This window comes from Paenisporosarcina quisquiliarum (genome assembly GCF_043641925.1).
Lineage (GTDB): Bacteria > Bacillota > Bacilli > Bacillales_A > Planococcaceae > Paenisporosarcina > Paenisporosarcina quisquiliarum_A.
On the sequence record NZ_JBHZRU010000009.1, the window covers coordinates 74,001 to 86,606 of the forward strand.

13 protein-coding genes and 1 riboswitch are annotated in these 12,606 nt (G+C 37.4%); of the genes, 9 read left to right on the forward strand and 4 right to left on the reverse strand.

Going from position 1 to position 12,606, the window contains the following annotated elements; all coding sequences use genetic code 11:
• Positions 1 to 271 precede the first annotated feature (271 nt).
• Genes ACHUE4_RS08525 through ACHUE4_RS08535 form a run of 3 tightly spaced genes read left to right on the forward strand, consistent with a single transcriptional unit; the run spans position 272 to position 3,566 of the window.
• Positions 272 to 1,423 (forward strand): DEAD/DEAH box helicase, encoded by a 1,152-nt coding sequence (locus ACHUE4_RS08525; protein WP_394188966.1) that lies wholly within the window; start codon positions 272 to 274, stop codon positions 1,421 to 1,423.
• Positions 1,423 to 2,649 (forward strand): aminopeptidase, encoded by a 1,227-nt coding sequence (locus ACHUE4_RS08530; protein WP_394189100.1) that lies wholly within the window; start codon positions 1,423 to 1,425, stop codon positions 2,647 to 2,649. Before ACHUE4_RS08525 ends, ACHUE4_RS08530 begins: the two co-directional genes overlap by 1 nt.
• A gap of 17 nt (positions 2,650 to 2,666) precedes the next feature.
• The gene (locus ACHUE4_RS08535) at positions 2,667 to 3,566 is read left to right on the forward strand and encodes an SGNH/GDSL hydrolase family protein (RefSeq protein WP_394188968.1); all 900 of its coding nucleotides are present in this window, start codon (positions 2,667 to 2,669) and stop codon (positions 3,564 to 3,566) included.
• Positions 3,567 to 3,780: 214 nt separating this feature from the next.
• Here the strand turns inward: ACHUE4_RS08535 and ACHUE4_RS08540 are convergent, their stop codons facing one another.
• On the reverse strand, positions 3,781 to 4,131 hold the full coding sequence (locus tag ACHUE4_RS08540; RefSeq protein WP_394188970.1) for a magnetosome magnetite crystal formation protein family: 351 nt from the start codon (positions 4,129 to 4,131) through the stop codon (positions 3,781 to 3,783).
• 57 nt (positions 4,132 to 4,188) lie between these two features.
• Complete coding sequence (locus tag ACHUE4_RS08545; protein ID WP_394188972.1) at positions 4,189 to 5,259, reverse strand: M20 family metallopeptidase; 1,071 nt, start codon at positions 5,257 to 5,259, stop codon at positions 4,189 to 4,191.
• 137 nt (positions 5,260 to 5,396) lie between these two features.
• Positions 5,397 to 5,502, forward strand: a riboswitch (TPP riboswitch).
• A gap of 99 nt (positions 5,503 to 5,601) precedes the next feature.
• Between ACHUE4_RS08545 and thiT the strand changes: the two genes are divergently transcribed.
• A complete protein-coding gene (thiT, locus tag ACHUE4_RS08550; RefSeq protein WP_394188974.1) occupies positions 5,602 to 6,183 on the forward strand; it encodes an energy-coupled thiamine transporter ThiT in 582 nt (193 codons plus the stop codon).
• 123 nt (positions 6,184 to 6,306) lie between these two features.
• Positions 6,307 to 7,059 (forward strand): type I methionyl aminopeptidase, encoded by a 753-nt coding sequence (gene map / locus ACHUE4_RS08555; RefSeq protein WP_394188976.1) that lies wholly within the window; start codon positions 6,307 to 6,309, stop codon positions 7,057 to 7,059.
• A gap of 241 nt (positions 7,060 to 7,300) precedes the next feature.
• On the opposite strand, the gene ACHUE4_RS08560 is transcribed toward map, so the two are convergent.
• Entirely contained in the window at positions 7,301 to 8,032 is a 732-nt protein-coding gene (locus ACHUE4_RS08560; protein WP_394188978.1) for a tryptophan-rich sensory protein, read from the reverse strand.
• Between the two features lie 105 nt (positions 8,033 to 8,137).
• On the opposite strand from ACHUE4_RS08560, the gene ACHUE4_RS08565 reads away from it, so the two are divergent.
• The 4 genes from ACHUE4_RS08565 (at position 8,138) to ACHUE4_RS08580 (ending at position 11,920) form a co-directional block, all read left to right on the forward strand.
• The gene (locus ACHUE4_RS08565) at positions 8,138 to 8,914 is read left to right on the forward strand and encodes a polyphosphate kinase 2 family protein (protein ID WP_394188980.1); all 777 of its coding nucleotides are present in this window, start codon (positions 8,138 to 8,140) and stop codon (positions 8,912 to 8,914) included.
• 52 nt (positions 8,915 to 8,966) lie between these two features.
• On the forward strand, positions 8,967 to 10,769 hold the full coding sequence (locus ACHUE4_RS08570; protein ID WP_394188982.1) for a M3 family oligoendopeptidase: 1,803 nt from the start codon (positions 8,967 to 8,969) through the stop codon (positions 10,767 to 10,769).
• 6 nt (positions 10,770 to 10,775) lie between these two features.
• Positions 10,776 to 11,321, forward strand: a complete 546-nt coding sequence (locus ACHUE4_RS08575; protein ID WP_394188984.1) for a GNAT family N-acetyltransferase — start codon at positions 10,776 to 10,778, stop codon at positions 11,319 to 11,321.
• Positions 11,322 to 11,503: 182 nt separating this feature from the next.
• A complete protein-coding gene (locus tag ACHUE4_RS08580; protein WP_394188986.1) occupies positions 11,504 to 11,920 on the forward strand; it encodes a DUF4395 domain-containing protein in 417 nt (138 codons plus the stop codon).
• Positions 11,921 to 11,972: 52 nt separating this feature from the next.
• Here ACHUE4_RS08580 and ACHUE4_RS08585 read toward each other — a convergent pair whose 3' ends face one another.
• Positions 11,973 to 12,533 carry a beta-class carbonic anhydrase gene (locus ACHUE4_RS08585; protein ID WP_394188988.1) on the reverse strand — a complete coding sequence of 187 codons (561 nt, stop codon included), beginning with the start codon at positions 12,531 to 12,533 and terminating at the stop codon, positions 11,973 to 11,975.
• Between the last annotated feature and the right edge of the window lie 73 nt (positions 12,534 to 12,606).

Genomic DNA, 12,606 nt, shown 5'->3' on the forward strand with positions numbered 1-12,606 from the left:
GTCATCATTTAATGATATAGAGATGGTCCCTTTTCCTATGCTATAAATTCCGTTTCAGTCCAACGCTTTCCGGGGACGAAACCGGAAAGCGTCCGTCGCAAAGGAAATCAACACTTTTTATTTGTCTAGAGTCTAAGACTCTTTCTATAATCGCACATAGAATAATTGCTCAATTGAGCCTTTATTTTATAGCTATTATTAGTTGCATAAAGGGCTAATTTACGCGATTTATGATACACTTAGCTCATGTAGTGTAAAGGTGGAGAAGACCATGTCATTTATAAATGAATTAAAAAAAGAACTTCAAGATAAGTGGAAGTTCGATACAGAAATGCCCGTTCAAACTCAGCTGATACCAGCCATGTTAGAAGGAAAAGATGTTGTAGCTCAATCTCCAACTGGTTCAGGAAAAACATTAGCGTATGTATTACCAATCCTTGAAAAAGTTGATGGATCTAAGCAAGCGACACAAGCACTTATTGTTGCTCCCTCACAAGAATTATCAATGCAAATACTTGAAGTATTGCGCGAATGGACTGCAGGTACAGACATAACGGTTACTCAACTAATTGGTGGAGCAAATATGCAACGTCAGCTTGAAAAGCTTAAGAAAAAACCCACAATCGTAGTTGGTACGCCAGGTCGTTTAAATGAATTAATTAAAGCTAAAAAATTAAAATTGCATGAAATTTGTTACATTGTTTTAGATGAAGGTGATCAGTTATTAGCTCGTGATCATAGAACGACAATTAAATCATTAATCGAAGGAGCTAATCATGAACGTCAGGTTGTAGTTGTATCTGCAACTATTACGGAAGAGATTGAGCTAGTGGCCTCTCGTTTAATGAAAGAGCCAATTCGTATTCAAGTAAATCACGATGAACTGCCGGCACAAGGAAAAGTGGTTCATTCGTTCGTTAAAATCGAAGAGCGAGATAAGACCGATATGCTTAGAAGACTTGCGCATACGGAAGGCTTAAAAGGATTAGCATTTGTAAATAATTTAGATCAGTTATTGATGAAAGAAAATAAACTTAAATTCAGAGAAGCGAATGTTGTGGCATTGCATTCTGATATGAAAAAAGAAGAGCGCAAACAGGCGATTACTGCTTTTAGAAAAGGCGAAGCCAATATTTTAATCGCGAGTGATGTTGCAGCTCGTGGTTTAGATATTGAAGGAATCACTCATGTTATCCATGTAGATGTTCCTCATACGATCGAACAATACTTACATCGCTCAGGTCGTGCAGGGCGTGCAGGTGCAGATGGTGAAATTTTAACTTTGTTATCTTATATGGATGAAAAGAACTTCAAAAAATGGACGAAAGAGTTACCTTCCAAGCCAGTTCAAAAAGTTTGGGATCGAGGCGTTTTAATTGAAGGTTCATCTAAAACGTTGCAGCAAAGGGGGAAAAAGAAATGATGACATTCGAAGAAAAATTAGCAGAGTATGCTGATTTAGCAGTTCGTGTCGGAATTAATGTTCAACCTGGTCAAAATGTTTTAATTAATACTACAACGGATACACTAGAATTTTCCCGCCTAATAGTCAAAAAAGCGTATGAAGCTGGAGCAAAAAGTGTTCATGTGAATTTTACAGATGGTCCCATTCATCGCGCGTTTTTTGACTTAGCACCTGAGTCAGCCATGAAAGAGTTTCCAGCATGGATGGTTACCCAACGTAACGAACTTATTGATCAGCAAGGTTCTCTCCTTTGGATTGACGCTGAAGATCCTGATTTACTTGCAGGTGTTCCTGCGAAAAGAATTTCTGATTATCAAAAAACATCAGGTCGCGCTTTAGAAAAATATAGAGCAGCCGTGATGTCTGATAAAATTGCTTGGTCCATTATTGCGATTCCTTCTGAAATTTGGGCGAAAAAAGTATTCCCTGATTTGCCAAAAGATGAGCAAGTAAAAGCTTTGTGGGAAGTTATTTTTGAAACTGTTCGAATTGGGGATGGAACCGCTGTTGCAAAATGGAAGACTCATATTCGCGATTTAGAATTACGTGCCACGATGTTGAATGATCGAAGATACAAAAAGATTCATTATTCTGCTCCAGGAACTGAGTTGTCAGTTGAGTTGCCAGACAAACATTTATGGCTGTCAGGTGCAAGTAGAACACCAAACCAAACAGCTTTTATCGCTAATATGCCGACTGAAGAAGTGTACACTGCTCCTTTAAAATATGGAGTAAATGGATACGTTAAAAATACAAAACCTTTTGTTTATAAAGGAAATTTAATTGATGATTTCACGTTAACTTTTAAAGACGGAAAAATCATCAAGGCCCATGCAGAAGTAGGAAATGAACTACTTCAAGGTTTAATTAAAAACGATGAAGGATCTTCTTATCTAGGTGAAATTGCGTTAGTTCCACATGAATCACCGATTTCTGCTTCAGGAATATTGTTCTACAATACCCTGTTTGATGAAAACGCTTCGAACCATTTAGCGATTGGTGAGGCATATCCAACTTGTTATGAAGGTGCTCGTGATTTAGAAGAAGCTCAACTTCAAGCACTTGGATTAAACACATCCATTACTCATGAAGATTTCATGATTGGTAGTGCAGAAATGGACATCGATGGAGAATTGTCAGATGGAACAAGAGAGCCAATTTTCCGCAAAGGGAATTGGGCTTAATAAAGAAGGTGCCATTTATGAAGAAAAAATTTCTTTTTGCCCTAAGTGTTTTCGTTATGTTCATGTACTTACCGATTCAAGCCTCAGCACTTGTGAATGGTCCTGTTAGCTATCTTGCTTTAGGGGATTCTCTGGCAGCTGGACAAACGCCAAATCGGGAAATTGATACAGGTTATAGCGATTTAATCGCACAAGAAATCGCGCGCATTCAACCACTCGCGTTTTATTCTAAGGCTCTTGCATTTCCAGGCTATACGACAGCACAAGTTTTAGAAAGAGTTCAGTCTGAAGAAGCTAAACCTTTACTTGAAAATGCTAATCTAATTACGGTATCCGCGGGTGCTAACGATCTTCTTCGATTAATACAAGTAGATGGAGCATCAGGTTCTATCGCTTTTCAACAAATCCCTGCAGATTATTCGTTGAATAAAGCTCGTGAGAATATGGTGAAGCTGTTAGCCGAATTAAAGAAACGTGCACCAAATGCAGAAATTTATGTCATGGGTTACTATTTTGCTTATCCTCATGTTCGCGAATCGCAAAAAATTGGGACAGCTAAACAATTAAACAAACTGAATGAAATTTTGGCTCTCGTTTCAAAAGAAGCAGGCGTTCAGTTTGTTTCTGTTGATGCTGCATTTGGGGATCGAGCAAAAGACAAAATCCCTAACCCTACCGATGTACATCCTAATGCCGAAGGGTATCGCGCAATGGCTAATCATTTTTTAGCAATGTATTCTAATGGTCAAGCGCAAGTGCTGCCAGCTGAAATACCTCCTGCTAATCCATTAACATTTGAAGAGTTGATGGAAACTCAAAACAGTTCGAAACCTGCTAAAGACGAGTCGGCTTTATTGCCATCATCTAATTTATCAAACAACCTACTGGTCTTAACGGAATTACGTCCATTATCATAAAAAAGGCTTGAACTCAATTTCTGAGTTCAAGCTTTTTTGCTATTTTCTTGGCGTTGTCATCTTTGTGCCTTTACGTGAATCTAATACCTTTTTTGCTATAGGTAGTATGATTGGTGCAAATTTAATGGCTGTTTTTATTAAGCTACCAATTCTCATTTGAATCGCTCCTATCGGCTGTTTCTATATTACTATGAGTTCCCCAAATCGAAGAAAATCAAACATACTGAAGCACTTTGACACCTTGTACAATGTTCCAAATCAACACAATAAGTGAAACAATGCCATACACAATCATGAATAGGAAGGGGAGGCCAGTAGCAAGTATTCCAAACCCTGAGTTAGTGCCATCAAATGTCACAGTTGAAGCTGATACCATTCCAATAGCAAATACTATAAACGCAATGATCAATAAACCAACAGGTATTAAATGTGACAATAAAGATCGCTTCGCGTGATATTTGACACCTTGATCTACCGATACAAAGTAAATAATGATGGGTAGTAAAAAAGGAGCAAATAAAATGCTGAAATAACACAATGATGACAACGCTCGATTGTTATCCACTTGTAATCCTCCTACTGATCTTAGATACATACTATACGGAAGAGAGAGAATTTAGTTTCAAGAAAGGGCATGTTTCGTTAAAATATCAGCATATTGTTCTACTGAAGAAATAAGGACATACTCTCCAGGTCCATGCCAGTCGTCACCAGCAGGTCCAAATTCTATTGCACCTGCTCCAGTTCTTGCGTAATACCTAGTATCTGCGGCTCCATGTTGACCAAATAAGACAGCATCTTTCTGGGTCACATCTGCAGTTACTAAAGCTAACGTTTTAACGAATTCATTATCTTCAGTCGTTACAATTGCAGGCGTTTTTCCACCAGGTTTCACAACCGTGTTTTTATTTAGCGATAATGCTAAGTCTGTCATTTCTTGGACAATATCTTCCCATTTTTGACCGGGAACAAAGCGGATATCGTATGCGACTTCGCATGTGTCGGGAACCATATTGTAGCGATCCCCAGCTTGTATTTTTGCTAAGTTAACTGAAGGATGTTCATAGTAAGCGTTACTCACTTTATAAAAAGGTAGAGTTTTTAATTTGTCGTGGAATTCATAAGCTAATTCAATGGCGTTTGTACCTTCCCATGGACGTGACCCATGTGCACCTTTCCCATTAAACGTTAGATCTACATGAATAATTCCTTTTGACTGAACGCTCAGTTTTAGATGCGTAGGTTCTCCACAAATAACGAAATCACCTGTATATCCTGTCTCAACTAAATGACCAGAAGTTTTACGACCACCCGTTTCTTCATCCGTCACTATATGAAGGGCAATACGGTGTGTTAATTCCTCAGGTGTTAATGCAATTCGGCGGAACGCTTCCATCATTGCGGCAACGCCTGCTTTCATATCTGCAGACCCTCGACCATATAATTTATCCCCATCAATAACAGGATTAAACTGTTCAAGCTTCCCTGGAACTACATCGACATGACCGTTCCAAACAATTGTAGATGGACCTGTGCCAACTTCAGCATGAATCATTAAACGACCTTCATTCTCGATCACAGTATGCTCGATATCATGACTATTTAGCCATGTTGAACAGTATCGAAGTGCTTCGTTTGCTCCTTCTTCAGTATCACTCTTAATGGCGATTAGATTTTTTAATAACTCAATCATCTGAAATTCACATCCTTATTAGATTTAGTACTATAAGTATATCCACGGTTTGTATTCCTCACAAACGTGGAATAAGTCTCTTGATTCTCTTTCCCTATTTATGTACAATTAATCCGTACTAACAAAATTAGATGTATATGAACCACAAGGGGAGCCGTTAAACGGCTGAGAGTGAACATGACATGTTCTAACCCTTAGAACCTGTAAGTTAATGCTTGCGCAGGGATGTGGATAGAAACCGACACCAACGATGTCAGGCTCTGTCCTGTATTCGTTTTTTTTATTGGTTTTTTTCACCCCCAACATGCGATTTACAGTACATCGCAAAAGGAGGAAGAAAAAATGAGAAACAAAAGAGTATTACTATTAGTAGAGATTGCAATCTTTGCAGCGTTGGGATTTGTATTAGACTTTGTCGCATTTAAAATGCCACAAGGTGGCTCTGTGAGTCTAGTGATGATTCCAAGTGTATTAATTGCATTCAGAAGAGGCGTAATCGCGGGTATGTTAACGGGGCTGTTAGTCGGACTTTTACAAATAGTCTCTGGCTTAATTTCAGTCGCTCCTTTATCCTTTAGTTTTGTGGTCATGCAAGTAATACTAGATTATTTAATTGCGTATGCAGTAGTTGGATTTGCAGGGGTAATGCGCAAGCAATACTTTGGTGAAAATAGCAAAACAAAAATGAGATTAATAACAATTATTGTGACTGCTGTATTTATTGGATCTTTTTTACGCTATATCGTACATGTAATTACAGGAATATTCTTCTTTGGCATGTATGCTGAGGAAGGACAAAATTTATTTATTTATTCAAGTGTTTATAATGCAACTTATATGATCCCGGTATTTTTATTAACAGCGGTTGTAACTTCACTGTTGTTTTTAACTGCACCAAGACTATTGAATCCCGAAAAATCTTGATTTAAATATGATCATTTTCTTGAGGTTTTCCAAATGTTCAGAATGATTCTGACACATGGGAAAGCCTCTTTTTATATGGTATAGTATGGAGTAGAAATTAGAAGTAGAAGGGATTTTGTAACCATGATTGCTAAAACAACAGAAGAATTTGAGTCGTTAAAAACCATTGGACGTATAGTTGCTGAAATTAGAGATGCCATGCGCCTTGCTACAAAGCCAGGCATTACTACGAAAGAACTTGATGAAATCGGTGGCAAAATGTTCGAAGAAAAAGGTGCTATTTCAGGACCTAAAGGCGAATATGATTTTCCGGGTTTCACATGTATCAGTGTTAACGAAGAAGTTGCTCATGGTATTCCAGGCTCTCGAATCATTAAAGATGGAGACATGGTTAATATTGATGTGTCAGGTTCTTATAATGGTTATTTTGCCGATACAGGTATATCGTTTGTTGTAGGAACAGGCGATAAATTAAAAGAAAAGCTATGTAAAGTAGCTGAAAGTTCATTTGATCGTGCGATGTTAAAAGTTAAAGCAGGTGCACGTTTAAATCAAATCGGAAAAGCTGTAGAACGAGAAGCAAAACAAAATGGCTTTACCGTTATTATGAATTTAACTGGGCACGGTGTAGGGAAATCTCTACATGAAGCTCCTCAGCATATTTTAAATTATTATGACGCATGGGAACCAACAATTTTAAAAGAAGGCATGGTCTTAGCTGTTGAGCCTTTCATTTCTGAAAAAGCTGAACACATTATTGAATCAGGTGATGGTTGGACTTTCTTAACAGCAGATAAATCGTTTGTTGCTCAAATTGAACATACAATTATTGTGACAAAAGACGCGCCGATTTTATTAACAAAAATAGATAACTAACGTGAAGACCTTCTGCCCTTATCGCAGAAGGTCTTTTTTTAATGACTATGAATTTTGATGATGATTTATATCACTGGAGAAAAATCGTCTTCCTGGATCTTTCACTTCAGTGGCCGATCTTGCTCGTTCAAACTGAGACCTTGCTCTTTCATACGATGACCTTTCACTCAAAATCGAATTCTATGAACGAAAGCCCAATTGTTTCCAACAAAAAAGACTGCCTAGGCAGTCTAAATTTATTTTATTCAACTCGTGACGATTTTTTTCGGATGAATATAATTCCGACTAGTAGGACAGCACTTAAAAATAGAGCAGCTGTCATTACTAAAAGCTCTTCAAAGCCATTCCTTACGGCAATTCCAATGAATGCCCAAATGAAGACTGCTGGATAGGCAATGTCAAAATGGTGAAATCGAATATGCAATGCTAAAGCAGCACCAATTGTCATCATGATTACTGCCCATAAAGGATCACTTAATCCCCAACCACTCCATTCATAGACTGTAAGTACATAGCTAATGTTGGCAATGGTTGCAACACTTATCCATCCAAGGTAAATCGAGATTGGTAAGCGACTCGACAAGCGGTTATCGTGTAAGGGATATGTACGATAGAGAATAATTAATGTAAGCAACAAACTGATCATAACTACGATAGTTAAAAGGAAATATTCATAATGCCATAAGAATATCCAAGCTATATTAAACACGCAACTTATGATGAACAATAGAGAACGTCTTTCATACAGGGCATCCTTGTTAAAGCGATTACGCCAAAGCCCGATTACCCAAAAAATCAACAATAAATAAATCAGGGACCAAATTGAAAATACATAACCTGCCGGTGTAAATAGTACAGGCAAACGATTTGAGATTTCTCCTGTAGTTTGACCGTTTAAAGGAAGTATATTTGCTAGTGCATTGGTTGTTATGACTGCCAAAAGTGACACTATGACAAGAATATAACGGAACATATCATTCACCTCCTAGAGTAAGTATAGCGACATCTTATCTTAACAACAAATTTCAATTTAACAAAATATTCTGTAAGATAGAATAAAAGAGATGAGGTCTTACTAATGAATCTTAAGTTAAGTGAAATTATGATGAAGGACTACGATGGAAATAAAAAAGCGTATAAAAAAGAATTAAAAGCACTCCAATATGAAATGTTAAACCTTCAACAGCATTTATTCAACCAAAAAGTGGGTTTGATCATCGTTTTCGAAGGAATGGACGCTGCTGGGAAAGGCGGAGCTATAAAACGTGTGACTGAACGACTAGATCCAAGGGGATTATTTGTTCATCCCATTGCAGCACCTCAACCTCATGAAAATAGATTTCATTATTTACATCGGTTTTGGAGAAAGTTGCCTCAACATGGTCAAATCGGTATTTTCGACCGTTCTTGGTATGGAAGAGTTCTAGTAGAACGAATTGAGGAATACGCGACAAAAGCCGAATGGCAACGTTCATATCAAGAAATAAATGACTTTGAAAAATTATTAACAGATGAATCGTACATTATGGTCAAATGCTGGATGCAAATTACGGAAGAAGAACAATTAACTCGATTTACCGAGAGACAAGATGATCCTTATAAACAATGGAAACTAACGGAAGAAGATTGGAGAAATAGAGAGAAATGGTCTTTATACATTGAAGCAGCACAAGACATGCTTGAAAAAACGCACACAAACTATGCTCCATGGATAGTGGTTGGTGGAAATGATAAAAATTATGCAAGGATTTACGTGTTAAAAGCTATCATACAGCATATTATGCAAGTATGTGCGTATCGAGACATACCGTATATTCCTTACCAAGAAGATGTTTCGCAAGGCGAAGAAGCATGATATAATGACGTAGTATTTTCGGAAAATTTAGAAAGACATGGGGGATAATAAATTGACGACAAAAACGTATGCAGAAGTATGGGATTTAGATGTATTTTTCAAGGGAGGAAGTAGTTCTCCTGAACTTCGCGCTCATTTAGAGACACTTAAAACTAAATTAGAATCATTCGAGAAGCAATTGTCTTCGTTTTCAGTGCCCCAAAGTGGTTCTGAAGCAGAAAAGATTGTCTCTATAATTGATGAAATTAAACAAGTTGCAGAAAACTTAACTCAAGCAGGGGCAGTAGTAGGTTGTTATTTAGCACAAGATACAACAGATTCTCAAGCTAAATTACTTCAAGGTGAGATCGGATCAATAGGTGCACGTTTTTCTTCTTCGATGCTAATCGTTCAACAACAACTTTCTAAAACAGCGGATTCCGTTTGGGCTGAATTAATGAAGTCAAAAGAACTAAATGAATTCTCTTTCGTATTAAATGAATGGCGAGATGAAGCGAAGGAATTATTGTCTGAAAAAGAAGAAGACATGATTACAGCGCTTGGTGTGGATGGTTATCACGGGTGGGGTCAGATGTATGATCTTTTAGTTGGAGAAGTAAAAGTTCGCGTGACTGTTGATGGAGAAGAAAAAGAATTCTCAGTTGGTCAAGCTAGCAATTTAAGTTCTCATTCAGATCCAACTGTACGAAAAGAATCGTTTGAAGCGTTAGAAAATGCTTGGACTGAAAAAGAGGATTTCTTTGCTAAGACGTTAAATCATATGGCAGGCTTCCGATTAGCTGTTTATAAAAAACGCGGTTGGGATTCAGTTTTAAAAGAGCCTTTACATACAAACCGTATGAAACAAGAAACATTAGATGCAATGTGGGGTGCGATCTCTGCGAATAAAGGACCTTTCGTTAAGTACCTTAAACGTAAAGCAGAAATTTTAGGAACTGACCAAATGAATTGGCATGATTTAGACGCACCAGTTACGGCTTCAACTCAAAAGGTTTCATTCCAAGAGGGTGCTGAATTCATCTTAAAACACTTCGGTAAATTTGGACCGGAATTAGAAGCATTTTCACGAAAAGCTTTTGAAGATGAATGGATTGAAGCGGAAGATCGTCCGAATAAACGCCCAGGTGGATTCTGTACTGGAATGCCATTATCTGAACAATCTCGCATATTTATGACGTATAGTGGGACGATGTCTAATGTAGCGACTTTAGCGCATGAACTTGGTCATGCCTATCATTCGTATGCACTTCGCCCAGTACATTGGATGAATCGCAGATACGCTATGGGTGTTGCAGAAACAGCTTCAACTTTTGCAGAAATGATTGTGGCAGATGCTGCAGTTAAAGAAGCTAAGTCTGCGGATGAGAAACTAGCCTTGTTAGAGGACAAGATTCAACGCAGTGTGGCATTCTTCATGAACATCCATGCTCGATTCCTTTTTGAAACAAGATTTTACGAAGAGCGCAAAAATGGCTTTGTTCCAGCAAATCGCTTGAACGAATTGATGGAAGAGGCACAACGTGAAGCTTTTGGTGACGGACTTGGAGAAGTTCATCCACACTTCTGGGCGTCTAAACTGCATTTCTATATCACAAGTGTTCCATTCTACAACTTCCCGTACACATTTGGGTATTTATTCAGTTTAAGTATTTATGCAAAAGCAATTGAAGAAGGAAGTAGTTTTGAAGAAAAATACATTGCTTTACTTCGTGACACAGCCATTATGTCTGTTGAAGATTTAGCAATGAAACATTTAGGTGAAGATATTACTCAACATGCTTTCTGGGAAAAAGGAATTGCTTTATGTGTTCAAGATGTTGAAGAGTTTTTAGAGCTTACTTCATCTAAAGGATGATGATTGATGATTTTATTAGAAGGAAAGACTTGTTATTTAAGGACGCTTTATGAAGAAGATGCTTGGGTATTTGCCAATCTAGTTCATAGAAACAGGGAATATTGGTCCGTATTTGAACCTAGACACCAAGACTCTTATTTTACAGAAGCTGTCCAAAAAGAAAAAATACGTGAATCTTTGCATCACATGAAAAATAAACGCGAATATAGTTTCGGTATTTTTGATCAATACACAAGTGAACTACTTGGTCATATTTCCATGTATAGCGTCAAGAGATTGCCATTTTCTAGTGCATTTATCGGTTACTCTATCGATGAGAAATATGCTGGGAAAGGTATCTCTTCTGAGGCCGTTCAACTTGTCGTTAAATATGGAATGGAATCACTACAACTCCATCGGATTGAAGCGTATGTATCACCAAGAAATGTTGGATCAATTCGTGTTTTAGAAAAAGCGAAAATGCAACAAGAAGGCTTGCTACGTAAGTTGTTATTTATTAATGGGGTCTGGGAAGATCATTATCTTTATGCAATTATTGAAGATGATTATTGAAAGGGTAAGACCGCTTGGCGGAAATATCGAAAAACGTTAAAAAACTGGTTTCTCACTTGAGAAACCAGTTTTTTTGTCGATTTCCCGGGAAATAAATCGAATCTAAGGGTAGATTGTGTACAGATTGAAAAATATATCATATACTATATTCATTAAAACCAATAAGAAAAGTAGGGATTAAAATGAACACTATTCCAAAACCGCTTGTACTAGCAAATCAGTGGACTATTGTCCTTGCTGTCATAATAGCACTCCTAACACAGAATGCATGGATTTTATTCGTACCGCTAGTTTCATGTGTTTTAAGTGTTTTTGTTGGGATTCACCCAATTATGCTGATCGTAAAGAAATTCTTAAGTAAACCTTTAAATGAATATATACAAGAAGACAAAGATCAATTGAAATTTAATCAATGGATGGCTATTTCATTTTTAGCGATTGCAGTTATAAGCTACATGTTCAACATGATGACCATCTTTAATATTGCGACCATCATGGTTGGCATTGCTGCAATGGTTGCTATTCTTGGATTCTGTATCGGCTGCTTTATTCGCTTTCAATATCAACAATGGCAGTACAAACGGAAAAAAATCGCATGAAAAAATCGCTTAACCGATAAATTGGTTAAGCGATTTTTAATATCAAAGTTGACTATTTATTTCCGTCGACGACAACGTCTAATTGTCCTGTAGCTGGATGAATAACCAATCCATGAACAGGAACATCTTTGACCATTAATGGATGATTTACCACCATGTCAACGCTATTTTTCACAGCTTCTTGTACTTCATTAAAACCTCGAAGCCACTCATCTAATTTGACCCCGGAATATTTAAGCATTTGAATCGTTTCTTCAGAAATACCTCGATTCACCATCTTTTGCAACATTTGATCTGGATCTATTGCACTCATTCCACAATCGTAATGACCAATTATGTATATCTCATCAGCTTGGAGCTCATACACAGCGACAAGCAGGCTACGCATAATGCCGCCAAAAGGATGATTGATGACTGCACCTGCACTTTTGACCATTTTAACATCACCATTTTTTAAATTCATGGCCTTCGGTAGGAGTTCCACTAATCGTGTATCCATACAAGTTAGGATGACGAGTCGTTTATCAGGGAATTTTGTTGTAATAAACGGCTCATACTGTTTATCAGTTACAAATGTTTGGTTGTGAGATAAAATTTCGTTTAATAAGGACATAGAGACTCCTCCTTTTTTAAGTTCCTCTTTATTGTAATTGATTTCATCTCCTACATGCTACTATCACGTCACA